This is a genomic window from Actinomadura sp. NPDC048032 (assembly GCF_040653175.1).
Taxonomy (GTDB): domain Bacteria; phylum Actinomycetota; class Actinomycetes; order Streptosporangiales; family Streptosporangiaceae; genus Spirillospora; species Spirillospora verrucosospora.
Genome location: NZ_JBEZJP010000074.1, coordinates 1 through 25,450, shown reverse-complemented (window position 1 = coordinate 25,450; position 25,450 = coordinate 1). Strand labels below are relative to the sequence as shown.

Annotated in this window: 21 protein-coding genes and 2 pseudogenes; 9 read left to right on the top strand and 14 right to left on the bottom strand. The window is 73.3% G+C overall.

The genetic code is table 11. The annotated features are described in order from the left end of the window. A pseudogene (locus AB0C69_RS13210) lies at positions 1–843 on the bottom strand (glutamate--cysteine ligase); the annotation flags it as partial. Positions 844–1,004: 161 nt separating this feature from the next. On the opposite strand from AB0C69_RS13210, the gene AB0C69_RS13205 reads away from it, so the two are divergent. Next, positions 1,005–2,348 carry an ATP-binding protein gene (locus AB0C69_RS13205; protein ID WP_345180401.1) on the top strand — a complete coding sequence of 448 codons (1,344 nt, stop codon included), beginning with the start codon at positions 1,005–1,007 and terminating at the stop codon, positions 2,346–2,348. Between the two features lie 47 nt (positions 2,349–2,395). Here the strand turns inward: AB0C69_RS13205 and AB0C69_RS13200 are convergent, their stop codons facing one another. Beyond that, entirely contained in the window at positions 2,396–2,944 is a 549-nt protein-coding gene (locus tag AB0C69_RS13200; protein ID WP_345180399.1) for a YceI family protein, read from the bottom strand. A gap of 238 nt (positions 2,945–3,182) precedes the next feature. Here AB0C69_RS13200 and AB0C69_RS13195 point away from each other — a divergent pair, with 238 nt between their 5' ends. Together AB0C69_RS13195 and AB0C69_RS13190 are read left to right on the top strand one after the other, a co-directional pair. Further along, a complete protein-coding gene (locus tag AB0C69_RS13195; RefSeq protein WP_360353177.1) occupies positions 3,183–3,977 on the top strand; it encodes a L,D-transpeptidase in 795 nt (264 codons plus the stop codon). Positions 3,978–4,064: 87 nt separating this feature from the next. Continuing rightward, complete coding sequence (locus AB0C69_RS13190; protein ID WP_360353175.1) at positions 4,065–4,790, top strand: hypothetical protein; 726 nt, start codon at positions 4,065–4,067, stop codon at positions 4,788–4,790. Between the two features lie 70 nt (positions 4,791–4,860). Here AB0C69_RS13190 and AB0C69_RS13185 read toward each other — a convergent pair whose 3' ends face one another. Next, positions 4,861–5,832 carry a helix-turn-helix domain-containing protein gene (locus AB0C69_RS13185; RefSeq protein ID WP_360353173.1) on the bottom strand — a complete coding sequence of 324 codons (972 nt, stop codon included), beginning with the start codon at positions 5,830–5,832 and terminating at the stop codon, positions 4,861–4,863. A gap of 97 nt (positions 5,833–5,929) precedes the next feature. Here AB0C69_RS13185 and AB0C69_RS13180 point away from each other — a divergent pair, with 97 nt between their 5' ends. Next, positions 5,930–6,856 carry a dienelactone hydrolase family protein gene (locus AB0C69_RS13180; RefSeq protein WP_360353171.1) on the top strand — a complete coding sequence of 309 codons (927 nt, stop codon included), beginning with the start codon at positions 5,930–5,932 and terminating at the stop codon, positions 6,854–6,856. A gap of 42 nt (positions 6,857–6,898) precedes the next feature. On the opposite strand, the gene AB0C69_RS13175 is transcribed toward AB0C69_RS13180, so the two are convergent. Next, on the bottom strand, positions 6,899–7,810 hold the full coding sequence (locus AB0C69_RS13175) for a chlorophyllase (protein WP_360353169.1): 912 nt from the start codon (positions 7,808–7,810) through the stop codon (positions 6,899–6,901). A gap of 102 nt (positions 7,811–7,912) precedes the next feature. Between AB0C69_RS13175 and AB0C69_RS13170 the strand changes: the two genes are divergently transcribed. Further along, a complete protein-coding gene (locus tag AB0C69_RS13170; RefSeq protein ID WP_360353167.1) occupies positions 7,913–8,482 on the top strand; it encodes a TetR/AcrR family transcriptional regulator in 570 nt (189 codons plus the stop codon). A gap of 44 nt (positions 8,483–8,526) precedes the next feature. On the opposite strand, the gene AB0C69_RS13165 is transcribed toward AB0C69_RS13170, so the two are convergent. After that, a complete protein-coding gene (locus AB0C69_RS13165; RefSeq protein WP_345180383.1) occupies positions 8,527–9,357 on the bottom strand; it encodes an alpha/beta fold hydrolase in 831 nt (276 codons plus the stop codon). Between the two features lie 25 nt (positions 9,358–9,382). Beyond that, complete coding sequence (gene sigE, locus AB0C69_RS13160) at positions 9,383–9,931, bottom strand: RNA polymerase sigma factor SigE (RefSeq protein ID WP_345180381.1); 549 nt, start codon at positions 9,929–9,931, stop codon at positions 9,383–9,385. Between the two features lie 219 nt (positions 9,932–10,150). On the opposite strand from sigE, the gene AB0C69_RS13155 reads away from it, so the two are divergent. Together AB0C69_RS13155 and AB0C69_RS13150 are read left to right on the top strand one after the other, a co-directional pair. Continuing rightward, the gene (locus tag AB0C69_RS13155; protein ID WP_360353164.1) at positions 10,151–11,725 is read left to right on the top strand and encodes an acyl-CoA synthetase; all 1,575 of its coding nucleotides are present in this window, start codon (positions 10,151–10,153) and stop codon (positions 11,723–11,725) included. A gap of 128 nt (positions 11,726–11,853) precedes the next feature. Then, the gene (locus AB0C69_RS13150) at positions 11,854–13,500 is read left to right on the top strand and encodes a serine/threonine-protein kinase (protein ID WP_345180378.1); all 1,647 of its coding nucleotides are present in this window, start codon (positions 11,854–11,856) and stop codon (positions 13,498–13,500) included. Between the two features lie 24 nt (positions 13,501–13,524). Here the strand turns inward: AB0C69_RS13150 and rho are convergent. Further along, a pseudogene (gene rho, locus AB0C69_RS13145) lies at positions 13,525–14,622 on the bottom strand (transcription termination factor Rho); the annotation flags it as partial. A 637-nt stretch (positions 14,623–15,259) separates the two neighbouring features. On the opposite strand from rho, the gene AB0C69_RS13140 reads away from it, so the two are divergent. Beyond that, complete coding sequence (locus AB0C69_RS13140) at positions 15,260–16,033, top strand: enoyl-CoA hydratase-related protein (RefSeq protein ID WP_360353162.1); 774 nt, start codon at positions 15,260–15,262, stop codon at positions 16,031–16,033. Between the two features lie 17 nt (positions 16,034–16,050). Here AB0C69_RS13140 and AB0C69_RS13135 read toward each other — a convergent pair whose 3' ends face one another. The 4 genes from AB0C69_RS13135 to AB0C69_RS13120 form a co-directional block, all read right to left on the bottom strand. Beyond that, positions 16,051–16,833, bottom strand: coding sequence for a hypothetical protein (locus tag AB0C69_RS13135; protein ID WP_345180376.1), 783 nt, complete (start codon positions 16,831–16,833; stop codon positions 16,051–16,053). A gap of 64 nt (positions 16,834–16,897) precedes the next feature. Then, positions 16,898–17,542, bottom strand: a complete 645-nt coding sequence (locus tag AB0C69_RS13130) for a response regulator transcription factor (RefSeq protein WP_360353159.1) — start codon at positions 17,540–17,542, stop codon at positions 16,898–16,900. Continuing rightward, positions 17,506–18,804 (bottom strand): histidine kinase, encoded by a 1,299-nt coding sequence (locus AB0C69_RS13125; RefSeq protein ID WP_360353157.1) that lies wholly within the window; start codon positions 18,802–18,804, stop codon positions 17,506–17,508. The genes AB0C69_RS13130 and AB0C69_RS13125 overlap by 37 nt, the downstream gene beginning before the upstream one ends. Positions 18,805–18,936: 132 nt before the next feature. Continuing rightward, the gene (locus AB0C69_RS13120) at positions 18,937–19,728 is read right to left on the bottom strand and encodes a polysaccharide deacetylase family protein (protein WP_360353155.1); all 792 of its coding nucleotides are present in this window, start codon (positions 19,726–19,728) and stop codon (positions 18,937–18,939) included. Positions 19,729–20,220: 492 nt separating this feature from the next. On the opposite strand from AB0C69_RS13120, the gene AB0C69_RS13115 reads away from it, so the two are divergent. After that, positions 20,221–21,672 (top strand): MFS transporter, encoded by a 1,452-nt coding sequence (locus tag AB0C69_RS13115; protein ID WP_360353153.1) that lies wholly within the window; start codon positions 20,221–20,223, stop codon positions 21,670–21,672. Here AB0C69_RS13115 and AB0C69_RS13110 read toward each other — a convergent pair. The 3 genes from AB0C69_RS13110 to AB0C69_RS13100 all read right to left on the bottom strand — a co-directional run. Further along, positions 21,618–22,439, bottom strand: a complete 822-nt coding sequence (locus tag AB0C69_RS13110) for a LuxR C-terminal-related transcriptional regulator (protein WP_345180363.1) — start codon at positions 22,437–22,439, stop codon at positions 21,618–21,620. The two genes, AB0C69_RS13115 and AB0C69_RS13110, sit on opposite strands and share 55 nt — an antisense overlap. Positions 22,440–22,518: 79 nt before the next feature. After that, positions 22,519–24,159 carry an AMP-binding protein gene (locus AB0C69_RS13105; RefSeq protein WP_360353151.1) on the bottom strand — a complete coding sequence of 547 codons (1,641 nt, stop codon included), beginning with the start codon at positions 24,157–24,159 and terminating at the stop codon, positions 22,519–22,521. After that, positions 24,156–25,450 (bottom strand): AMP-binding protein (locus AB0C69_RS13100; RefSeq protein WP_360353149.1); only part of this gene is annotated, 1,295 nt, incomplete at its 5' end. The genes AB0C69_RS13105 and AB0C69_RS13100, both read right to left, overlap by 4 nt.

Sequence of the window (25,450 nt, the reverse complement as noted above, 5' to 3'; positions counted from 1 at the left end):
CGGGAAGTACCGGGTGTTCTCCTCGAAGAGGTCGAACACGGAGGTGATCCAGCGTTCGCCGAACCAGACGCGGGGGCGGACGCCCTGGCTCTTCAGCTCGTCGGGGCGGGTGTCGGTGGCCTGCTCGAACAGGGTGATGCGGGTCTCGTGCCAGAGCCGGTGCCCGAACAGGAACGGCGAGTTGGCGCCCATCGCGACCTGGGCGCCGGCGATGGCCTGGGCCGCGTTCCAGTAGGCGCCGAACTCGTCGGGACTGACCTGGAGGTGGAACTGGACGCTGGTGCAGGCGGCCTCGGGGATGATCGTGTCGGTGTGCATGCGCAGCGGCTCGGGGCCGTCGATGGCGATGCGCATCTCCTCCCCGCGGGCGGCGAAGATCTGGTCGTTCAGCATCTTGTAGCGCGCGTTGGCCGACAGGGTCTCCTCGCCGATGTCGGTGCGCCGCAGGGTCGGCAGGATGCCGATCATCACGAGCCGGCCGCCGACCTCGCGGGCGCGGTCGTCGGCGTGCGCGAGATGGTCGCGGACCTCCGTCTCCAGGGCTCCGGTGCCCTCGCCGCCGAGCTCGCGGGGCGGGATGTTGATCTCAAGGTTGAACTGGCCCAGCTCGGTCGCCCACGCCGGGTCCGCGATCGCCTTGAGCACGTCCGCGTTGCGCATCAGCGGGTCGCCGAGCGAGTCGATCAGGTTGAGCTCGATCTCCAGGCCTATGTGCGGGCGCTCGAAGTCGAACTGGGATTCGCCCAGCATCCGGGCCAGTACGTCGAGGCACCTGCGCACCTTGTCGCGATACCGCCGCCGGTCCTCGCCGCTGATGGCGACCGAAGCCACGTCCCTGCCCATGTGTGTCCGTCCCTGTACTCCGGAGGGAATCGTCATAAAACGGGATGTCCCAGTAAGCGAAGGTGAAAACACGGCGTGCAGTTTCGGGCTCCCCGTTTCGTGACCGGCCGGTAGCGTGTGTCGTCCTGCCGGGAAGCCGGTACGTCGGTCGTGGAGGACCCATGCGCATGCGCCCCCGGTCCATCCGGGCCAGGGACACGCTCGTCGCCGCCGTGATCGCCGCACTGGTGCTGGGCGTCACCGCGATCGGCGTGGACGTCGCCGTGCGCAGCACCGTCAAGGCGGAACTGCTGCGCCGGACGCAGGTGGACGCCCGGCGCGTCAGCGGCGGCGTGCGCGACGGGACGCTGGAGGGCGCGATCCGCGACGGCTCCCGCGGCCGCGTGCTGATCCAGGTCGTCGAGCCCGGCGGGCGGGTGACGAACGCCACACCCGCCGCAACGGACAGGCCGCCGGTGAGCAGATTCTGGCCGCCGAGCAACATGCGGGTCCAGGACTTCAGCGAGTGCCGCGGACGGTGGCCGCACCGCGAATGCTTCGTGGCCGAGGCCATCCGCGTGAGCACCGCGCCCGACTCCGTCGTCGTGTACGCGGCCGCGCGGCAGCCGTCCTACCTCGTGAACGGTCTGCTGGAGGGGATGCTCGGCTCGGGCGTGCTGCTGCTGGCAGCGGTCGCCGCGGGGATCACCTGGCGCGTCGTCGGGCGCACGCTCGGCCCCGTCGAGGCGATCCGGGCGCAGCTCGCGGAGATCAGCGCCACCGACCTCAGCCGCCGGGTGCCGCAGCCGCCGGGCCAGGACGAGATCGCCCAGCTCGCCCGGACCGCCAACGAGACGCTGGACCGGCTGGAGCGGGCCGTCGCGCGGCAGCGGCAGTTCGCCTCCGACGCCTCGCACGAGCTGCGCACCCCGATCGCCGGGCTCCGGGCCAACCTGGAGGACGCCTCCATGCACCCGGAGGACAACGACCTGCGGGGCGTCATCGCGTCGGCGCTGCGCGACACCGACCGGCTGGAGTCGATCGTCACCGACCTCCTCCTGCTCGCCCGCATCGGCACCGGCGGGACCGCGGCGCAGGAGCCGATCGACCTGGCCGCGCTCGCCGGCGCCGAGGTCGGCCGCCGCCCGTCAGAGCTGAAGATCGTCACCGAGCTGTCCCCCGGCGTCGTGGTGCGCGGGGTGCGGATGCAGCTCGTCCGGCTGCTCGGCAACCTTCTCGACAACGCCGAGCGCTACGCCGGGTCGCGCGTGACGGTGGAGGTGGGCAGGCGGGACGGGCGGGCGCTGCTCGTCGTCACCGACGACGGCGCCGGCATCGCGCCCGCCGACCGGGAGCGCGTGTTCGAGCGCTTCACCCGCCTGGACACCGCGCGCAGCCGCGGGGCGGGCGGCGCCGGCCTCGGCCTCGCGATCGCCCGCGAGATCGCCCGGGCGCACGGCGGGACGCTGCGGATCGAGGACCACCCGTCCGGCGCCCGGTTCGCCCTGCGCCTGCCCCTGGAATAGCGAAAGGGCCGCCCGGTGGGCGGCCCTTTCGGCAGTGGCGGGAGAGCTCAGGCGCGGACGGCCTGGACCTCCAGCTGGATGTCGACCTTGTCGCCGAGCAGGGCCTTGTCGCCCTTCAGCGGCACGTTGAACTCGATGCCCCAGTCCTTGCGGTTGATCGTGGTGGCGGCGGAGAAGCCGGCGCGGGTGCCGCCCCACGGGTCCTCGCCGACGCCGTTGTACTCGACCGTGAGGGTGATCGGGCGGGTGACGTCCTTGATCGTCAGCTCGCCGTCCAGGAGGTACTCGCCGTCCTGCGCGCGGACGCCCTTGGTCGTGAAGGTCATGACCGGGTGGTTCTCCACGTCCAGGACGTCCGAGGTCCGCACGTGGGCGTCCCGGTCGGCGTTGCGGGTGTCGATCGAGGCGACCTTGATCTCCGCGGTGGCGGTGGACTCCGACAGCTCCTCGGCGATCTGCACGGACCCGGTGAAGTCGGTGAACGTTCCGCGCACCTTGGTCATCAGGTGCCGGATCACGAACGTGACCTCCGAGTGGGCGGGGTCGATGTTCCAGGTTCCGACGGTCAGCTCGGGGGCGACGGCGGCGATGCTCATGGGGTCTCCCTGGTCAAATGCTTGAATCTTCAACGAACACGTCGAAGGTTAGTTGAGGGTTCAAACAGCTGTCAATCCCCGCTTGTTCCCGGCCGGCCGCACGGATCGGCGAGGGCCCGCGGAGCACGGACCGCGATTCCTTCCCCACACCGTGCAACCTTCCCGTGCCCTCGCGCGTAGAGAGCGGGCACAGAGGCGTGCCGGAGCCCCTCTCCGGCGGGATCACTTGGAGTTTTTCGTGAGCGACGAACCACCGCGCGCCGCCGGGCGGACGGCCCGGACGGCGGCACCGGCCCTGCTGGTGACGGCCCTGCTCGTGACCGGCTGCGGGGGCGGCCACAAGGGGGCGTCCGCCGGCGCCTCCCCCGCCGGCGGCCTGGAGAAGCTGCCCGAGGCCACCACGTACACGACGCTGGACGACCTGCCCCTGGACGCGGCCCCGTCCGGCAAGAGCGACGGGACCGTGGTGCATCCGGACAACGCCGTCCCCGTGTCGGCGAAGCCGGGCGCGCCCGCCGTGGCGGAACTGCCGAGCACCCAGCTCAAGGGCCCCACCTGGGTGCCCGTTCTGGAGAGCCGCCCGGGGTGGCGGCGGGTGCTGCTGCCGAGCCGCCCGAACGGCGTGACCGGCTGGATCCCCGACTCCGGCCTGAAGGCCGCGCGCAGCTCCAGCGCCGTCAAGGTGGACCTCGGCGACAGGAAGCTGACCCTGTTCCGGGGCGGCCGCCAGGTCGGCAGCTGGCCCGTGGCGGTCGGCGCGCCGAAGACGCCGACGCCCACCGGCCGGACGTTCATGCTCGCCTCGCTCGCCCCCGATAAGCCCACCTACAGCCCGCTGATCCTGCCCGTCGGGGCGCACTCGGCCACCCTCGACACCTTCGGCGGCGGCCCCGGGACGGTCGCGTTCCACGGCTGGCCGACGAAGTCGGTCTTCGGCAAGGCCGTCACGCACGGCTGCGTGCGGGTGCCCGCCGACGCGCTGAAGCAGCTCGCCCAGGTCCCGCTCGGCACGCCCGTCCAGATCACGGACTGACGATCCCGCGATCCACCCGGCCGCACGGCCGGGCGGCCCGAACCCCACCCCATCCCCCAAGAACACGAACCCCCTGAGGAGAGAACCGTGCGTTTGCAGGCACTCACCAAGTGCGCGGCCGTCGCCGGCGCGCTGGCCCTGCCGTTCGCCCTGTCCGCCGCCCCCGCCTCCGCCACCCCCGGCGGCGCCGGCTCGGCGGTCGCCATCTCCGCCACCGGCTCCGTCGTCGTCCCGCCGACGTCCTCGGTGGCGTCCTCGGCGCAGCGGCCCACCAGCAAGAGCGTGGCGGAGCTGCCCGCCAACCCGCTCGTCCAGGCGCGGCTGCTGAACGGCTCCGCCTGGGCCGGGCACGGCCGCGCGTCCGTCGCCGACCTGCGGGTCGCCAAGCTCGGCCTGTCCGCGCACGCCGTCTCCGCCAAGTGCGAGAACGGCACCGGAGTCTCCCACGTGGTGGGCGCGACGCTCGGCACCCGGGCGCTGAAGCTCGGCGCGACGCCCAACACCACCGTCACCACCGACCTGAAGGGCCTCGGCAACGTCACGGTCACGCTGAACAAGCAGGTCCGCGGGCACGACGGGAACCTCACGGTCACCGCGATCGAGGTGTCGGCGACCCTGGCGGGCAAGACGCAGACGATCAGCATCGCGTCCGCGAGCTGCGGCAAGAGCCGGCCGGGCCAGCCGGGGCAGCCGAGCCAGCCCGGTCAGCCGTCCCAGCCGTCGCAGCCGGGCCAGCCCACGCCGCCTTCGGCCCCGCCCGGTGAGGCCCCCGCCCCGACCCCGGTTCCCGGCGACCTCCCGGTGACCGGCTGAGTCGAGCCGGCATGAGGCCGGGGTCCGCGCACTCAGGTGCGCGGGCCCCGGCCTTTTCGCGTGCGGGCCCTCAGCGGGCGGGACGCCGGAAGGTCGCGCGGTAGTCCTTCGGGCGCCGCCCGGTGTGCCGGGCGAAGAGGGCCGCGAAGGTCCCGGCGTCGCGGTACCCGACCGCGGCGGCGACGGCGGCGACCGTCCGGTCCGTGGTCTCCAGGAGGTGGCAGGCGCGCCGGACGCGGGCCGACTGGAGGTACTCCAGCGGGCTCTGGCCCGTCTCGTCGGCGAAGCGCCGCAGCAGGGTCCGGGTGCTGACGTTGAACGCGTCCGCCAGCGCGGCGAGGTCGTACCGGGCGGCGAGGCTCTGGTCGAGGTGCCGCATGACCCGGCGGGAGAACTCGTGTCCGGGACGCGGGAGGAGACGGGCGTCGACGTAGGGGGCCTGGGACGAGCGCGCGTCGTCCACGAGCGCCATCCGCGCGGTCGCCCGCGCCACGCCGGCGCCGCTGTGCCGGCGCACCAGTTCCAGGGCGAAGTCGTACATGGCGCTGAACGCCGCCGTGGTCGTCACCCCCGCGTCGGTGACGACCAGGAGGTCGGGCCGGACGTCGGCGCCGGGGCAGCGCCGGGCCAGCTCGTCCGCGAACAGCCACGCCGTCGTGGCCCGGCGCCGGTCGAGCAGCCCCGCCGCGGCGAGCAGGAACGCGCCGACGCAGATCGAGACCACCGCGCCTCCCGCGGCGGCGTGCGAGCGGACGGCCGCGATCTCCGGGGCCAGCCCGGCGAGCTTCGCGTCCACGTCGAGGCCCGGACGCAGCTCGAACCCCGGCACGACGAGGACGTCGACCTCCCGGAGCGGGGAGGCGGCCAGCGCCACGCCTCCCGAGGCGACGACGCGGCGGCGCGGCGAGACCACCGCCACGTCGTAGCCGGCGCGATCCGGACCGGCGACGTGCCCGGCCATCGTCAGCAGGTCGGGCACGCCGAACACCTCCGAAGCGAAGCAGCCCGGATAGGCCAGCACCCCCACCCGCAACGCGCCCATGCCCGCCTCCCGCCGTCACCCGCGATGGCGAGATTACCCCCGCACATGGCGATCCGGCCTCTCCCGGCAAGGCGTGCCGCCCGGCCACGCTGTCCCCATGAACACCGAGGAACCGACGAGTGCCGAGAACACCCCCGGCGCCGACGAGAGCACGGGCGCCGACCAGAGCCCCGCCGTCGACCAGGCCGCGAAAGCCGGCGGCGTCGTGGCCGGTGCCGGCGGGCACCTTGACGATGCGATCGCCGACTTCTCGCGGCGGCAGGTGGACGTGGACGGGGTGGCGAAGACGGTCTACGTCGCGGGCACCGGCCCGGCCGTCGTGCTGATGCCTGAGATGCCCGGCATCAGTCCGGACGTCCTGCGGCTGGCGCGGTGGGTGCGGGACGCGGGCTTCACCGTCCACGTGCCGTCGCTCTTCGGCCGCGACGGCGCCTACCCCACGGTCGAGGACGGCGAGCGGGTCGTCCGCCGGGCCTGCGTGAGCGCCGAGTTCCGGGCGTTCGCCGGGGGCGGCACCAGCCCCGTCACGGCGTGGCTGCGCGGGCTCGCCCGCCGGGCCCACGCCGAGTGCGGCGGGCCGGGGGTCGGCGCGATCGGGCTCTGCTTCACCGGGAACTTCGCCCTCACCATGGCGCTGGAACCGGCCGTCATAGCGCCGGTCGTCAACCACCCGTCACTGCCGCTGGACGACCCCGCCGGCCTGGAACTCGGCGACGACGACGCCCGCGCGCTCAAGGAGCGCGTCGCGCGCGACGGCCTGACCGTCCTCGCCTACCGCTTCGACGACGACCGGTGGTGCACAGGTCAGAGGTTCGCCGCCTACCGGGCTCTGCTCGGCGACGCCTTCGACGGACGCGTGCTCCCGGGCGGCGTCGCGAACACCGAGCCGCCGCCGTTCTTCCGCGACGTGGTCGCGACCCCCCACAGCGTCGTCACCGCGCATCTCGTGGACGAGGACGGCCACCCCACGCTCCAGGCCCGAGACGAGATCCTCACCTACCTGACCGACCGCCTGAAGCCGTAGAGGCCGTCTTCCCGAAAGCGCGACGGAGCAGTCCGGCCGGGCTCACTTGCTGGAGACGCTCCACGCGCCTTCGCCGGCCGCGGCGGCGTCGCCGAAGGCGGTCCACGCGGTGTCGTCGACCTTGAGGGCGTCGAGGAGGTAGGCGGAGATCGCATCGGCGACGAGGGCGACGCGGGCGGGGTTCTCGTCGGTGGTCTCGGCGACCGCCTCGCCGGCGACGCCGCCCAGGGTGTGCTCGCCCTCGGCGACGACGAGCAGGCTCTTCGGGGACGGGCTGAGGCGGTAGGCGTCGGTGAACCACTCCGGCCCCCGGGTGGAGAGCCGTGACCGGTCCTCGCCGCCCGCGACGACCAGGGCCGGGGCGGTCATGGTGGAGTAGTCCGGCCTCATGAACGGAAGGTGTTCGGCGGCGAACGGGGTGAGCGAGTCGCCGGTCCCGGTCGCGGCGATCAGCGCGCCGGCCGAGACCGCGGGGTGGGAGAAGTCCTCTCCGGGAACGCCGTCGGCGTCGAGCACGCGCGCGCCGAGGATCGCGCCGGTGGTCTGGGCGCCCCAGGAGTGGCCGACGACCGCGATGCGCTCGCGGTCGACGCGGGCCTCCAGGCCGCCGGCCTGGGCGAGGATGTCGCCGAGGCAGTCGAGGATCGCGTGAAGGTCGGAGATCCGGGCGCGCCAGATCGTGGCGAAGCGCGGGTCGTCCCAACCGATGGCGTTGCGGCGGGAGTCAAGGTGGGTGGGCTGCACCACGAGGAACCCGGCCGCAGCCCACCGGTCGACGAGGGGCTCGTACGCGTCCAGGGACCATGCGTTGCCGTGGGAGAACACGATGACCGGCAGGTTCCGGCCCGACATCGGGGCGGTGACCTTCACCTGCAGGTCGACGCCGCGGCCGGGCGCGGGGACGGTGATGGGCTTGACGGAGACGATCCGCTGGCCGAGCTGACGATGGGACATGGGAGACCTGCGCTTTCTCCATGGATCGCTCTGCCATACTTTGGCGGAGCGCTGTTCCGCCAAAGTAGCGGAACATTGTTCCGCGAGCAAAAGGAGGGTCCCGTGCCGGAACCGGTCGGAGTGCGCCGAGCACAGGCGCAGCGCACCCGCAGCGGCGTGCTGGCGGCCGCGGCGGCGGTCTTCGTGGAACAGGGCGTCCAGGCGCCCGTCCGCGACATCGCCGAACGCGCCGGCGTCGGCGTCGGCACGATCTACCGGAACTTCCCGACCCGGGCGGATCTCGTCACCGCCGTCTACCGGCACCAGATCGACACGGCCACCGCACTCGCCCCCCGGCTCCTGGAGGAGTCGGCCTCCCCGTTCACCGCCCTGACCCGCTGGGTAGACGCGTTCGTCGAGTTCCTCGTGACCAAGCACGGTCTCGGAGCCGCTCTGGGGTCGGGGGATCCAGGGCTGGAGAACCTCCACGCCCTGATGCTCGACACCCTGGTCCCGGCGTGCGCGACGTTGCTCGATGCATGCGCCGCCGCCGGCGAACTCGGCCCCGACGTCTCCGCCTACACGCTCATGCGCGCCATCGGCAACCTCTGCATCACCGGCCCCGACTACGGCCAGGCCGACGCCAGGCGCATGGTCGCCACCCTCCTCACCGGATGCCGGCGCGAGGCATGAACCGGGGACGACCGATCACTCCAGATCCGCCTTCGGAGAACGGCCTAGGACGCGGCGGCCTCGGGACGGGCGCCGCGGAGCGGGTGCGCGCTGCCTTCCAGCAGGACCTTCGCCACGAGGGCGGGGTCGTCGGCCATGGGGACGTGGCCGCAGCCCTCCAGCCAGACGAAGCGGGCGTCGGGGAGGCGGCGCTGAGCGCGGATGGCCTGGCTGCGCAGGAGCAGGCGGTCCTTCGTGCCCCAGGCGATGGTCACGGGGACGTCGGCGCAGGAGCCGAGGAACCGGGTGGTGCGGCCCGCGCGGAGGGTGGGCTCGAAGCCCGGGGCGTCACGCATGGCGCGGGCGTCCCCCGCGAGGGTCTCGACGTCCATCAGGTCGGGACGGCCGTAGATCATGCCGAACATGAGCGTGCGGCGGCGCGGTGAGCGGGCCAGCCGGGTGAGGAACGTCTCGGGGACGCGGGCGCCGAGCCGCGACGCGCGCAGCACCGACATGCCGTAGCGGAACTCCAGGTTGTTGAAGAAGCCGGCGGGGGACAGCGCGGTCGCCGAGCTGGCGAGGCCGCGGTCGGCGGCTTCGAGGGCGAACAGGCCGCCGAGGGAGTTGCCCGCGATGTGCGGGCGGTCCAGTCCGAGGGCGGCGAAGGCGTCCGCGAGCGCGGAGACGGCCGTGTCCAGCGTGTAGGGGGCGCCGTCGGGCAGCGGCGGCGAGTCGCCGAACCCGGGCAGGTCGACCGCGACGACCTCGCGTTCGGCGGCGAGCAGGTCCATGACGGGGGCCCACCCCTGGCGGCGGTGGCCGATGCCGTGCAGCAGGACGAGGGGCGGCCCCTCGCCGCGGCGCTCGAAAGCGATGTTCACCCGCGCGTTGTCCACGGGCGAAGGGTAGGCCGGAAGTTACTCAGCGGTCACTAGTGATGCTCGTCACTGCGCACTCGGCGGGACGGCGGTGCTCCAGCGCGGCGCGCAGCTGTGCGCGGCCCCGGTGGATGCGGGATCGGACGGTGCCGAGCTTGACGTTCAGCGACGCGGCGATCTCCTCGTACGACAGGCCCTCGATGTCGCACAGGACGACGGCGGCGCGGTACTCCGGGGCGAGGCCGTCCAGCGCCTTCTGGATGTCGTGGTCGAGGTGACGCTCGTCGTAGGCCTGCGCGGGGCCCGGCTCGCGGCCCTGCAGGCGCTCGGCGGCGTCGTCGCCGAGGGAGTCGAACCGGATGCGCTGCTTGCGGCGGGCGCGGTCGAGGAACAGGTTCGTCGTGATCCGGTGCAGCCAGCCCTCGAACGTGCCGGGACTGTAGGAGGACAGGGAGCGGAAGACCCGGATGAAGACGTCCTGGGTGAGGTCCTCGGCGTCGTGGCGGTTGCCCGTCAGCCGGTACGCCAGCCGGAACACCCGGGTCGAGTGCTCGCTGACGATCTCCTCCCACGTCGGAGGGGTCCACGCCATCGCACCTGCGCTCACCACTACCCCCGTCTGATATTCAATCGTTACGACCAAGCATGCCGGTACCCAGATAAGAGCCGTGTAAGAACCTTGAGCGTGGCCGGATCAGGCACGTGAGATGTGACTCATCTCATTGGACTGGATGTCGACAAGGATTGAGTCGGCGCCGGTCCGCATGGAGGATCGGGGGCAGTCCCCCACCCCGAAACGCGAGGACGTGGCATGGCGCGAAGCTACAACCTGGCCGACCTGCTCGAGATCCTGGCCGCGGCGGGGCCGGACCGCCCCGCCCTGGTGGCGGGCGCCGAGCGGCGGACGTACCGGCAGCTCAGCGAGCGGGCGAGCCGCGTGGGGCACCATCTCGCCGAGGCCGGGGTGCGGCCGGGCGAGCACGTGGCGATCCTCGCCTACAACCGGGCCGAGTGGATCGAGGCGATGCTCGGCGCGTTCAAGATCCGCGCCGTGCCGATCCCGGTGAACTTCCGCTACGTCGCCGCCGAGCTGCGCCACGTCCTCGCCGACTCCGACTCGGTGGCGCTCGTCGGGGAGCGTTCGCTGCTGGCGAGGGTGGAGGAGATCCGCGGCGAGCTGCCGGCGCTGCGGCACGTCGTCGTGCTGGAGGACGGCTCCGCGGCCGAGATCCCCGGCGCGGTCGAGTACGAGAAGGCGCTCGCGGGCGCCGCCCCGGACGACGACTTCCCCGAGCGCTCCAGCGACGACCGCTACATCATGTACACGGGCGGGACGACGGGCTATCCGAAGGGCGTCGAGTGGCGCTGCGAGGACATCTTCTTCGGCGCGCTCGGCGGCGGGAACGTCCTCGGCGACCCCATCGGCAGCCCCGAGGAGCTGGCCGCCAACGCCGACCAGCCCGCCATGGCCGTGCTCGACTGCGCGCCCGTCATGCACGGCGCGGGCCAGTGGGTCGCGTTCATGGGTCTGTTCAGCGGCGCCAAGGTCGTCCTTTACACCGACCACGCGTTCGACGCCGACCGGGCCCTGAGGCTGCTCGCCGAGGAGCAGGCGAACGTGATGATGCTGGTCGGCGACGTCATGGCGCGCCCGGTCGCGAAGGCGCTCGCCTCCGGCGACCACGACACGTCCTCGCTGATGGCGATCGCGTCCGGCGGCGCGCCGCTGACCGAGGGGGCGAAGGCCGCCCTGCTGGAGCACCTGCCGAACATCATGTTCCTCGACAACTACGGCGCGTCGGAGACCGGCGCCTGCGGCCCGTCCGTGGGGGCCAAGGAGGGGACGGCCCGGTTCATGATGAAGCCCGGCATCACCGTCCTCGACGACGACCTGAACGTCGTGCGGCCCGGTGAGATCGGCAGGCTGGCCCGGAGCGGCCACATCCCGCTCGGCTACTACAACGACCCCGCGAAGACGGCGTCGACCTTCTTCACCGCCGCGGACGGGACGCGCTGGTCGGTCCCCGGCGACTTCGCGAGCCTGGAGGAGGACGGGACGATCACGCTGCTCGGCCGCGGCTCTCTCGTGATCAACACGGGCGGGGAGAAGGTGTACCCGGAGGAGGTCGAGGTCGCGCTCAAGGACCACCCGGCCGTGGAGGACGCGGTCGTCGTGGGCCTGCCGGACGAGCGGTTCGGGCAGCGCGTCGCCGCCGTCGTCGCCCCGCGTCCCGGCGCGACGGTGACCCTTGAGGATCTGACCGAGTACTGCCGCGAACGTCTCGCGGGTTACAAGCTTCCGCGGCAGATGACCCTGGTCGACGAGGTACAGCGAACCGCCGTCGGGAAGTCCGATTACAAGTGGGCCAAGAGCGTGCTCGCGTAGAGTCTTGGTAAAGCCACCGTGTGTGGGTTATACCACGCGCGGCCGCGCTTTCCCCGGCGAACGCCAGTCAAGAATCAATTGATGCCGAGGGAGCGTGCCTTGGGCGCGTTCCGGCGAATAACCGCCCCATGAGTGGGGATCGGCTGATACCGCTCGCGCGCCGGTATCGCCTGCTCTCTGTCGTCGGCAGAGGCGGCATGGGCACCGTCTGGCGGGCGTACGACGAGATGCTCGACCGGGACGTCGCGGTCAAGGAGGTCCACCTCCCGCCGCGCATCACCGAGAGCGAGCGCAGGGTGATGTGCAGGCGCCTGTTCTCCGAGGCCCGCGCGACCGCCGCCCTGCGCCATCCCGGCGTGGTCGCCGTGCACGACCTCATCATCGAGGACGGCCGCCCCTGGATCGTCATGGAGTTCCTGGAGTCGTGCTCCCTGCACAGGCTGGTCACGGAGGACGGCCCGCTCGGCGTGCGGCGGACGGCGGAGATCGGCGCGGCCGTCCTGTCGGTGCTCCGCGCGTCGCACTCGGCGGGCATCCTGCACCGCGACGTCAAGCCCAGCAACGTCCTGCTGTGCGACGACGGAAGGGTCCTGCTCAGCGACTTCGGCCTCGCCGTCCACACCGGCAAGGGCCCGCAGCCGGCCGACACCCTGCTCGCCGGGATCGAGGGCTCTCCCGCGTACCTCCCGCCGGAGCGGGTGAACGGCCTGCCGAGCGTGGAGGCGTCCGACCTGTGGTCGCTCGGCGCGACGCTCTACACGGCGGTCGAGGGCTTTTCGCCTTTCCTGCGCTGCCATGCGCTCGCGTCGATGGTGGCGGTTCTCCTGGGCGACTATGCGCGCCCCGTCCGGGCCGGTCCGCTGGGTTCGGTGATCGAAGGACTGCTGCGGCAGCGGCCGGAGGACAGATTGACGGCCGAGGCCACCGCGGAAATGCTGCAAAGGGTCATCGGAACGGTTCCGGAACCCGGTTTCACCCGGGCGCCGGTGCCGCATCCCCGCCGTTTCTCCGCGCACCGCACCGTTCTGGGGCGCCGGGTGCCGTGGGCGCTCAGCGGCGCCTGGGTGTCGCGGGACGCGCCGAGGGCGCCGGTCCCGCGCGGGCCGCGGGTCCCGTGGACGCTGCGCGGCGGGAGGCCGCCGGGCGACCCGTCCGGCAAGCCGCCGTGCGGTTCGCGGCAGGCGGGGTGGCGGGTCCCGGCGCTGCCGTCGCGGCGGCCGCGGCCCGGGACGGTCGTCAGCGTGGCGCTGCTCGCGGCGCTCGCGGCCGGGGCGGGGACCTGGACGGCCCGGTGGACGTCGATCGGCAAGGGCGACGCGGTCGCGCTGCGCCCGGCGGCGGGCGTGTCGGTGAAGACGGCGAAGTATCACGAGGCGGGCGCCTATTCGGTGCGGGTGCCCGCGGGCTGGCAGGCGGAGCGGCGCGGCAGCGTGATGACCTGGAAGGACGTCGGCACGGGACGGGGGCTGCGCATCGCCCCGGCGCCCGGCGACCCGCTGACAGGGCTGCGCTCCGAGGAGCGCGGCGCCGTGGCGGGGCACCGCTATCCCGGCTACCAGCGGCTGCGGCTGGAACCGGTGCCCGAGGTCATCGACGGCGCCGCCGAATGGGAGTTCACCTGGCGGGACGGCGTGCACGACGCCGTCCGGCACGTGTTGTGCGGTCGCGCGGCCGGGTACGAGTTCTGCTTCCACGCGCCCGACCCGGAGTGGACGCCGGGCCAGCGCCTCTACGACAGGATCCTCAGTTCGTTCAGGCCGGAGAGCGGCGGCTGAGCCCCGGCCGGATCGCGGGGCCGGTCAGGTCGTGTGCTGGAGGCGCAGGAGGAACTCGGCGTTGGAGGAGGTGCCCTTCATCTTCTCCAGGAGCTGCTCGATGGCCGACTGCTTGTCCAGGCCCTGGAGGGCGCGGCGCAGGCGCCAGGAGAGGGCGAGCTCCTCGGGGGACATGAGCAGCTCGTCGCGGCGCGTCCCGGACGCCTCGATGTCGACGGCGGGGAACACGCGGCGGTCGGCGAGGCCCCGGTCGAGCTTCAGCTCCATGTTGCCGGTGCCCTTGTACTCCTCGAAGAAGACGTCGTCCATGCGGGACCCCGTCTCTACCAGGGCGGTGGCGAGGATGGTGAGCGAGCCGCCGTTCTCGATGTTGCGGGCGGCGCCGAAGAACTTCTTCGGCGGGTAGATCGCGGTCGTCGCGACGCCGCCGGCGAGGATGCGGCTGCTGGAGGGCGCCGCGAGGTTGTAGGCGCGGCCGAGCCGGGTGATCGAGTCGAGCAGCATCACGACGTCGTGGCCCTGCTCGACGAGGCGCTTGGCCCGCTCCACGGCGAGCTCGGCGAGCGCGGTGTGGTCGCGCGCGGGACGGTCGAAGGTCGAGTGGATCACCTCGCCGCGCACGGTCCGCTGCAGGTCGGTGACCTCCTCGGGCCGCTCGTCGATGAGCACGACCATGAGGTGGACCTCGGGGTTGTTCTCCGCGATGGCGTTCGCGACGGACTGCAGCACCATCGTCTTGCCGACCTTCGGCGGCGACACGATGAGCCCGCGCTGCCCCTTGCCGATCGGCGCGACCAGGTCGATGACGCGGGTCGCGAGGGGGCCGGTGTCGAGGCGCAGCCGCTCCTCGGGGAACAGCGGGGTGAGGGCGCCGAACTCGGGCCGGTTCGCCGCCTCCGCGACCGGGAGGCCGTTCACCGTCTCGACGCGGACGAGGGTGGGGGAGTCGCCCCGGCCCTGCTTGGGCGCCTTGGCGAAACCGGCGACCACGTCGCCGGGACGCAGGTGGTGGGCCCTGACCTGGGCGAGGGAGACGTGCACGTCCTCCGGGCCGGCGAGGTAGCCGGACGTGCGGACGAACGCGTGCTTGTCCTGGAGGGACAGCAGGCCGTGGAAGGGGACGGTCGGGCCGTCGTCGGCCGGGCGCCGCGGCTGCCGGCCGTCCTTGCGGGCGCTCTGCGCGGACACGGCGTGCGCGCCGCGTGCGGGGGCCTTGCGGCCTGCCGCGGGTTCTGATTCGAGTGTGGGGGCGGACATACAAGTCCCTTCTCAGGCGGGCGCGCGGCGGGCGGCGCCGCCCGGAGTCGAAGTCCGCGTACGGCGGCGGAACCCGCGGCGCGTACGCGAGAGGAATGCGAAGGATGCAGCTCGGTCCACCGGGCTGACGTCGGCTCCCTTGTGCGGTGGCCCCGCACGCCGTGTGCGCGCCGGACCGAAACTCACCGGGCGCTCAGATGGCCCGGGCGGGGAAGAGACGTCCTCGACGTGAGTCGTGTGAATCCAAGGACGTTGCCTCGACAGTACAGCAATCGAGGGCGTTTTCGCATTCCCCGATTTCGGTGGCGGCTTTCACGCGGAGGTCCCCCTGCGTCCGTCCGGCGCCGCGGCGTCCCCCCGTCGCGGCCCCGGTGCTCATGCTGACGATGGTTATGACTACCGGACGGGCCTCCAGGTTCCGACGGCCCGACGGCCCTCCCGCGGCGGGCGCCGGGTCCTGGGCGAATACGATGAGCCGCGCTGCGCGGGGCGAGGGAGGACGATGGGCGAGGGGCTGCGGTTCGAGGCGGCCGGAGGCGTCGGGACGATCACGATCGACCGGCCGGCCAAGCGGAACGCCATGTCGGCGGACATGTGGCGGGCGCTGCCCGGCATCCTGGACGGTTTCGCCGCCGACCCGGACGTCCGGGTCGTGGTGCTGACGGGGGCGGGCGGCAACTTCTGCGCGGGCGCCGACATCTCCGAGCTGGACGACATCCACCGCGACGACGACTCGCACCTGTCGACGGTCGCCGAGCGGGCGCTGGCCGCGTTCGGCAAGCCGACGCTCGCCGCGATCGAGGGGTACTGCGTGGGCGGCGGCTGCCAGCTCGCGGCCGCCTGCGACCTGCGGTTCGCGGCGGACGACGCGCGCTTCGGGATCACGCCGGCCCGGCTCGGCATCGTCTACCCGGCCGCCGCGACGGCGCGGCTGGTCGGGCTGGTGGGGCCGTCGGCGGCGAAGTACCTGCTCTTCTCCGCCGACCTGGTCGGCGCCGAGCACGCGCTGCGCATCGGGCTGCTGGACGAGGTGGTCCCCGCGGGCGGCCTGCACGACCGCGTCGCCGCGTTCACCGAGACGCTCGCGTCCCGTTCCCTGCTCACGCAGCGGGCGACCAAGGACATCGTGGACGCCATCGTCGCCGCGGGCCCGGTCGAGGAGAAGGCGCGGCGGTGGCTCGCCGAGGTCGCCGCGAGCGGGGAGGTCGAGGAGGGCATCGCCGCGTTCCTCGAACGCCGCGCGCCCGAGTTCCCCTGGAAGGCTCCCCTGCGGTAGCGGCCGCGCGGCGGCGGTCAGGCGTTGAGCGCGGGCCAGGCGGACACGTCGCAGAACCGGCCTTCGGGGAGGCGGTGGAGGCGCCGGGCGGCGGCGTCCGGGTCGTCGAGCAGGCCGGCGGCGTCGGGGCGGCGCAGCTCGGCGAGCGGCAGCACGCCGCACACCAGCGACTCCGGCGTCCGGGCCATGAGGAGCGGCCCGATCCGCGCCCCGCCCCGGTCGGCGTCGCGCAGCGCGCCCAGCAGGGCCCGCGCCGGGTCGGCGGAGTCCACGCGGTGCTCGCGCAGCGCCGCCACGAGATCGATGAAGTCGCGTTCCAGGCCGCGCGGGCTGCGTCCGGACAGGTAGTAGCGGTCCCCGTCGGTCAGCTCGACGCGCAGCCCGTGGTGCTCGGCGAACCGCTCGAAGGGACCGGACGACGCCGGGCGCGCCTCGGCCGGCGCGACGGCGAGGGACCCGGTGACCAGGTCGGCGGGGTCGGCGCCGAGGGACGCGGCGGCGGCCTGGTCGAGGCGCCGGGCGAGGTGCCCGCGCAGCTCGGCCATCTCGGCGGCCAGCCGCTCCACGGCCGCGCGCTGCTCCTCGGCGGCCTCCCGCTGCTCCTTCAGCCGGCCGCTCACGTCCGGCACCAGCCGGTCGTTGATCTGGGCGACCAGCGACCTGATCCGGGCGTCGGCGTCGCGCAGCTGCGTGCGGATGTCGGCGATCTCGGGCGCGCCCGGCGTCCGCCCGCGCTCGAACGCCAGCCACAGCTCCCGCCCGGCGATCGCCAGGCACAGCAGAACGAGAATCACGGTCATCGCGCCCTCCCCGGGCCTGCTCGCGGGGCAGACTACGCCACCGCCGCGCCCGGCGGCGGGCGGCTCAGCGGTTGAGGTAGGCCAGGACGGCGAGCACGCGGCGGTTGTCGTCGCCGGTCACGGGCAGGTCGAGCTTGGCGAAGATGTTCGCGGTGTGCTTGGTCACCGCGCGCTCGGTGACGACGAGCCGCTCCGCGATCGCCGCGTTGGAGCGTCCCTGCGCCATCAGCTCCAGGACCTCGGTCTCGCGGGGGGTGAGGCGGCGGAGCGGGGTGTCGCGGGTTCCCCGGGCCACGAGCCGGGAGATGACCTCGGGGTCCATGGCGGTGCCGCCCGCGGCGACCCGGCGGACCGCGTCGACGAACTGCGCCGCGTCGAACACCCGGTCCTTGAGCAGGTAGCCGATCGCGCCGGTGCCGTCGGCGAGCAGCTCGCGGGCGTAGAGCTGCTCGACGTACTGCGACAGCACGAGGACGGGCAGCCCCGGGATCTGCCGCCGCGCCTCCAGCGCCGCCTGGAGGCCCTCGTCGGTGAAGGACGGGGGCAGGCGCACGTCGACCACCGCCACGTCCGGGCGGTGGTCGAGCAGTGCCTTCAGCAGGGACGGGCCGTTGTCGACGGCCGCCGCGATCTCGAAGTCGTGCGACTCCAGGAGGCTGACGAGGCCCTCCCTCAGGAGGGCGAGATCTTCGGCGAGGACAACGCGCACGGCAGCTCCATGGTCACGATCGTCGGGCCGCCCACGGGCGAGCTGAGGGCGAGGACGCCGTCGAATGTACCGATCCGCCGCTCGATCCCGCGCAGCCCGGAGCCGCCCTCCAGGGTCGCGCCGCCGCGGCCGTCGTCGGTGACGGTGATCCGCAGCATGCCGTTCTCGTGCCGCATGTCGATCCAGACGCGGGAGGCGCCGGAGTGCTTGGCCGCGTTGGTGAGGATCTCCGACACCGCGAAGTAGGCGGCGGACTCGACCGGCGGCTCGGGCCGCGCCGGCAGGTCGGCGGACACCTCGACGTCCAGCGGGTGGTCGAGCGCGAGGGCCCGGACCGCGTCGGCGACGCCGCGGTCGGCGAGCACCGGCGGGTGGATGCCGCGGACGAGGTCGCGCAGCTCGTGCAGCGCCTTGGCCGAGGACGCGCGGGTCTCGGCGAGCAGGATGCGGGCCTTCTCCGGGTCCCGGTCGAGCAGGTGCTCGATCGCGCCGAGGCTCATCCCCATCGCCACGAGCCGGGCCTGCGCGCCGTCGTGCAGGTCGCGCTCGATGCGGCGCAGCTCGGCGGCGGAGGCGTCCACGGCCTCCGACCGGGTCTCGGTGAGGTGCTGGACGCGCAGCGCCAGCTCCGACTTGCGCGTCGGGCCGAGGATGGCGCGGCCCCAGTGCCCGTAGGCGCTCAGCATCTTCGGGCCGATGGCGTAGCCGAGGGCGATGCACGCGGTGGCGACGGCCACCGTGGACAGGACCCGGCCGGTGTCGCGGCCGTACCCCTCGGTGACGTGGACGTAGGCGTACCAGTCGCTGCCGCCGTAGTGCCCGATCATCTCGCCGGCGAAGGCGGCGAGCACGTACCCCCACACCCCGTACAGGATCAGCAGGCCGGGCAGCGCCGCGGTGAACACCGAGACGATCGGGTCGGTGAGGGTCCACAGGTAGTCGCGCCAGGTGGCCGGGTCGCCGACCAGCGCGACGAACCGCTTGAACATGCCGTGGACTCCGGGCTCGCGCTCCGGCTCGGGCAGGTACGGCCGCGCGATCCGGACCTCGGTCCACCGGTTGATGCGGACCCGGTAGGCGTCGAGCCGCTCGCGGAGCAGCATCGTCGAGGACGGGAACAGCAGCACCCCGACGAAACTCGTGATCATCGAGACCACCGTGATGAACCACAGGCCGGCGAGCGTCGCGGGGATGCCGAGCAGCCAGAGGGCCAGCCCCCGCCAGGGCGCCCTCACATGCCGTTGCAGCCGTGTCTCTTCCACCAGTCCACCGTTCACCGGATCCTCCGCAGGTCGCTTGCCGTCTGGAGTCCAGTCTTCTGGCGGCGCCCTCGCAGCACAGTGTGCCCGCAACCCGAGCGTGGGGTGTACCTGAGTACACCCGGAGACCGAAGGTCAGAGCGCCACGAAGGTCAGGCCGCGCTTCTTCATCTTCGGGATGACGGTCTCCAGGGCCTTGAGGGTCTGGGAGCGGTCGCCGCCCCCGTCATGGCACAGCATGATGTTGCCGGCCTTGCCCTTCATGAGGGTGCGGCGGATGTGGCCCACTCCGGGACGGGCCCAGTCGCGCGGGTCGACGGCCCAGTCGATCGGCAGCATGTCGTGCTCGGCGACCGTCTCCAGGATCGTCTTCGTCCACGCGCCGCCGGGGGAGCGGAAGAACTGGGGCACGACGCCGGTCACGTCGGCGATCCGGTCGTGCGCCTCGACGATCTCCTTGCGGACCCGCTTCTTCGACATGTTCGCGATGTAGATCGGGTGCGTCTCGGTGTGGTTGCAGATCTGGTGGCCGGCGTCGGCGATGCGGCGGGTGAGCTTGGCGAACTCCTTCACCTGCTCGCCGATGACGAAGAACGTCGCGTGGATCCGGTGCTCGGCCAGCAGGTCGAGCACGCGGGGCGTCCACAGGGGGCTCGGGCCGTCGTCGATGGTGAGGGCGATCGACTGGGCGGGCGGCGGGGGCGACAGCTGCGACAGCTCGCGGACGGGGGTCTCCAGCGCGGTGAGCTTCGCGGGCGTCCACGGTGCGGGCCGGGGGGTCGGGGTCGGCGTCGGGGTGGGCGTCGGGGTCGGATGGATGACCGGTCTCGCGCGGGGGGCGGGCACGGCCCACCCGGGCTCCCCCGACCCGTGCGGAGGACGCGCGCCGTCCGCGCCGAGCGCGGCGAGACCCGCGGCCGCCCCCATCAGCCAGAGTGCTTTGCGGCGGGATGTCCAACCTGAGTCCTCAACCTCCACAAGTCCCACGCTATCGGGGTTTTGGGCGGGTAGGAGGCCGCTATGGGATCACAATCGACTCACCTGAGTGGTCCGATTTCGGGCGTCAGCGCTGCGCCGCAGGTCGGGCCACTGACGGCGGCCCGGCGGCCGGCGGCGACGATCGTGTCGGCGGAGGTGTTACGGTCGTCAGTGCGAATCGGGGGCCGGACGTCCCCGCCCGGAAACGCGGCGGGACGGCCGAGCGATCACGGCCCGGCGCAGCCGGCGTGCGGTGACCGTTTTACCAGGCAGTGCGCCGCGGGGGCCGATCTGTACTGGACGACGCCCACGCCGCTGACCCCGTCGCCGGGCCCGATCCGACGAAGACCGCGCGGCCCCGCGGTGTTCACCGGACCCCCGTGAAGGCCCCGCCGGCCCGCCGCACCGCAACCCGGTGGCGGCGGCCGGGGTTGTGCTCGCATGCCCTCGACATCCCCGCCCTCGACGAGCGGGACCTCCCGCACCGGTCCCCGGCGGCCCGCGCTCATGCTCGCGGTGCTGCTCGCCGGGCAGTTCATGGTCAACGTCGACACCGCGGTCGTGAACGTCGCGGGCCCGTCCATCAGGGCGGATCTGCGGCCCTCCGGCGGCGCCCTCGGACTGGTCGTCTCCGGCTACACGCTCGCGTACGCCGTCCTGCTGGTGACCGGCGCGCGGCTCGGGCAGGCGCGCGGCCACCGGCGGATGTTCCTGCTCGGGCTCGGCGCGTTCACGGCGGCCTCGCTCGCGTGCGGGCTGGCCCCCTCCACCGGCGTGCTGGTCGCGGCGCGGCTGGCGCAGGGGGCGGCCGGGGCGCTGATGGTCCCGCAGGTCCTCTCGGGCATCCAGCTCCATTTCACCGGCCCGGCGCGGGCGCGGGCGCAGGGGCTGCTCGCGGTGGCGCTGTCCGGCGGCGCGGTCGCGGGCCAGGTGCTCGGCGGCGTGCTGGTCTCGGCCGATGTGGGCGGGCTCGGCTGGCGCCCGGTCTTCCTGGTCAACGTGCCGGCCGGGGTCGTGCTGCTCGCGGTCGGCGCGTGGCTGCTGCCGGCGGACGCGGGCGGACGCGGCGCGCGCCTCGACCTGGCCGGGGCCGCCCTGCTGTCCGCGGCGGCACTGCTGGCGGTCGTCCCGCTGCTGTTCGGGCGCGAGGCGGGCTGGCCGCCGTGGACGTGGGCGTCGCTCGCGGCCTGCGTGCCGGTGGCCGCCCTGTTCGTCAGGCGGCAGCGGCGCGCCGCGTCCCCGCTGCTCGCCCTCGGCGTGCTCGGCCGCCCGGTGGTGGCGTGGACGCTCGGCGCCCTCGGCCTGGCCACCGGCACCTTCTACGCGATGATGTTCGTCCTCGCCCTGTACCTGCAGGACGGTCTGGGCCGCAGCGCCCTGTTCTCCGGCCTGGCGCTCGTGCCCTGGGTCGCCGCGTTCGGGATCGCGGGGGCGCTCGTGCCGCGCCTCCCCGCCCGCGTGGCCGCCCGCGCGCCAGTCGCCGGGTACCTGCTGCTCGCGTCGGCGTACGCGGTGGCGGGGCTGACCCGCCCGGACGGGGCGGCGCTGGCCGTTCTTCTCGGGTTCGGTGGGCTCGGCCTCGGCCTCGGGTTCGCGCCGCATCTCGGACGGCTGACGGCGCACGTTCCGGACCGGTACGCGGCCGACCTGAGCGGCCTGGCCAACATGAACTTCCAGCTCGCGGGCGTCGCCGGCGTCGCCGTCTTCGGGACCCTGTACCTCGGCTTCCCTGGCGGCCACGGCCCGGCGTTCACCGCCGTGATGCTCGGCTTCGGCGGGACTGCGCTCGCCGCGGCCGCCGCCTCGTTCGCGGGGCGCCGGGCGGCGAGGCGCGAGGATCAGGGGAGCAGCCCGGCGCGGCGGGCGGCGGTCACGGCCTCCAGCCGGGTGTGACTGTCGAGCTTGCGCATCGCCGACCGCAGGTAGCTCTTCACCGTCTCCGGCAGCAGCCCGAGGCGCTCGGCGGCCTCGGCGTTGGTGCAGCCGATCGCGACGTACGACAGGACGTCCAGCTCGCGGGGGGACAGGACGGGGCGCGCCGGGCCGGCCGGCTCGTCCAGCCCGGCCGCCGCCAGGCGGAGCGACGCCTCCCGCAGGCGGTCGCGGGTGGGCAGGTCGCGGACCTGCTCGGCCAGGGCGCGCAGCTCCGCGTGCACGGCCCGGACCTCCTCCCAGCGCGCCGCCGACGTGCCGGGCGGCGTGCGCGCCAGCGCCTCGTCCGCGCGGTCCTGGACGGCGAGGTCCTGTTCGAGGTCGCGGGCCGCCTCCACGGCCGCGCCCACGACGCGGTCGGCCAGCGAGAGCGGCTCCCTCAGCGCGCCGTAGAGGACGCCGCGGACGCGCCGCCGCACGACGATGGGGACCGCGACGATCGACAGCAGCCCCTCGCGCCCGACGGGCCGGTCGTAGTCGTGGCTGATCGACGCCGAGCACGGGTAGTTACTGACCCACGCGGGACGTCCCATGGCCATCGCCTTGCCGCCGAGCCCGTTGCCCTGCCGCACGACGAGGCCGTTCAGCGACTCGGTCCTGTTGCCGACCAGCTCGGTGATCACCAGCCGGTCCTGGCCGCCGAGGGCGCCCCCGAACACCATGGGCAGGCCGGTCGTGCGCTGCAGCGTCAGCACCGCCGACCGGACGGCCCCCACGTCATCGCCCATGCCTTGAGAATGCCCTGCGCGACCCCCGCGACGAAAGTGGCGGAACGGGCGAACCTGGTCGTGCGGCGAGGCGCGGCGCCTAGGCGTGCCGGGAGGCGGTGTCCTCAAGGCCGAGGATGTCCACGGCTTCCGCGCGCATCTGCACCTTGCGGATCTTGCCGGTGACCGTCATCGGGAACTCCTCCACCACGTGCACGTAGCGGGGGATCTTGTAGTGGGCGAGCCTGCCCTCGCAGAACGCGCGCAGCTCCCCGGCGGTCAGGCCCGGCACGCCCTCGCGCAGCCGCACCCAGGCCATCAGCTCCTCGCCGTACTTCTCGTCCGGGACGCCGATGACCTGCGCGTCGACGATGTCGGGGTGGGTGTAGAGGAACTCCTCGATCTCGCGCGGGTAGATGTTCTCCCCGCCCCGGATCACCATGTCCTTGATCCGGCCGGTGATGGTGACGTAGCCCTCCTCGTCCATCACCGCGAGGTCGCCGGTGTGCATCCAGCGGGCCGTGTCGACGGCCTCGGCCGTCTTGTCCGGCTCGTCCCAGTAGCCGAGCATCACCGAGTAGCCGCGCGTGCAGAACTCGCCGGGGACGCCGCGCGGGACGGTCACGCCCGTCTCCGGGTCGACCACCTTGACCTCCAGGTGCGGCAGGACGGTGCCGACCGTGGACACGCGGCGCTCCAGCGAGTCGCCCGCGCGGGTCTGCGTGGACACCGGCGACGTCTCGGTCATGCCGTAGCAGATCGCGACCTCGCTCATCCCGAGCCGCTCGATGACCTGCTTCATCACCTCGACCGGGCACGGCGACCCGGCCATGATCCCGGTGCGCAGGCCGGACAGGTCGAGCCCGGCGAGCGACGGCTCGTTCAGGACGGCGATGAACATCGTCGGCACCCCGTACAGCGACGTGCAGCGCTCCGCCGCGACCGCCTCCAGCGTCGCCTTCGGGTCGAACGCCGGCGCGGGGATCACGACGCACGCGCCGTGGCTCGTCGCCGCCAGGTTCCCCATGACCATGCCGAAGCAGTGGTAGAAGGGCACCGGCACGCAGACGCGGTCCTCCTCGTCGTAGCCGCACAGCTCGCCGACGAAGTAGCCGTTGTTCAGGATGTTGTGGTGCGACAGCGTCGCGCCCTTGGGGAACCCCGTCGTCCCGGACGTGTACTGGATGTTGATCGGGTCGTCGGCGGTGAGCATCCGCCCGATCTCGTCGAGGACGCCCGGTTCGCCGGTGCGGCCGGCCTCCATCAGCGCGTCCCACCCGGGCGTGCCGATGAGCACGACGTCGCGCAGGGCCGCGCACCCGGGCCTGACCTGCTCGATCATCGCCGCGTAGTCGGACGTCCTGAACACCGGCACCGCGATCAGCGTCCGGACGCCGGCCTGGTTGAGGACGAACTCCAGCTCGTGCACTCGGTAGGCGGGGTTGATGTTGACGAGGATCGCGCCGAGCTTGGCCGTCGCGTACTGGACGAGCATCCACTCGGCGCAGTTCGGCGCCCAGACGCCGACCCGGTCGCCCTTGACGACGCCGAGGTCGCGGAGGCCGAGCGCGACCGCCTCCACGTCGTCGGAGAACTGCTCGTAGGTCCATCGGCGGCCGGACGCCCGCTCGACGAGCGCGTCGCGCTCCGCGTGCGCCGCGACCGTCCTGTCCAGGTTCGCGCCGATCGTGTCGCCGAGCAGCGGCGTGGCCGAGACGCCCGACGCGTAGGAGAGGCTCATCGCAGGTCCTCCTCCCTGAACTCGCCCGCCGGCCGGTCGTCCCGGCCGGGATGCTTGTCGATCTCGCTGGCCCGCAGCTCGACCCGGCGGATCTTCCCGGAGATCGTCTTCGGCAGCTCGGCGAACTCCAGCAGCCGGATCCGCTTGTAGGGCGACAGCTGCTCCCGGCAGTGCGCGAAGATCGCCTTGGCGGTCTCGGCGTCCGGCGCCCAGCCGCTCACGAGCGTGACGTAGGCCTTCGGGACGGCCAGCCGCACCGGGTCGGGCGACGGCACGACCGCGGCCTCCGCCACCGCCTCGTGCTCGATCAGCACGCTCTCCAGCTCGAACGGCGAGATCTTGTAGTCGGACGCCTTGAACACGTCGTCGGCGCGCCCGACGTAGGTGATGTACCCGTCCTCGTCGCGGGAGCCGATGTCGCCGGTGTGGTAGTAGCCGCCGGCCATCGCCTCCTCGGTGCGCTCCTCGTCGCCGTGGTAGCCGGTCATCAGCCCGAGCGGGCGGTCCTCCAGGTCGAGGCAGATCTCGCCCTCGTCGCCCGGCTCCCCGGTCAGCGGGTCGATCAGCACCACCTCGTAGCCGGGCACGGGGCGCCCCATCGAGCCGGGCTTGACCGGCTGGCCGGGCGTGTTGGCGATCTGGACGGTCGTCTCGGTCTGCCCGAAGCCGTCCCGGATCGTCCGGCCCCACGCCTGCTTCACCCGCTCGATGACCTCGGGGTTCAGCGGCTCCCCGGCCGCGACGACCTCGCGCGGCGGCCGGCCGAGCCGTCCGAGGTCGGACTGGATCAGCATCCGCCACACGGTCGGCGGCGCGCAGAAGCTCGTCACGCCGCAGCGTTCGAGGGTGTCGAGGAGCCGGTCGGGGTCGAACCGGGTGTAGTTGAAGATGAACACGCACGCCTCGGCGTCCCACGGCGCGAAGATGTTGCTCCACGCGTGCTTCGCCCACCCCGGCGACGAGATGTTCAGGTGGACGTCCCCTGGCCGCAGCCCGATCCAGTACATCGTCGACAGGTGCCCGGCCGGGTAGGACGCGTGGGTGTGCTCGACCAGCTTCGGCTTCGCCGTCGTCCCCGACGTGAAGTACAGCAGCAGCGTGTCCCGCGACATCGTCAGCCCGTAGGGGGTGAAGGACTCGCCCTCCTCGTAGGCGTCGGCGTACCGCAGCCAGCCCTCCACCGGCTCGCCCACGGCGATCCGCGTGTACTCGCCCTCGACGCCGTCGAACTTCCCGGTCTCGGACGAGGCGGTCACCACGTGCCGGGCCTTCCCGCGCGTCAGCCGGTCCT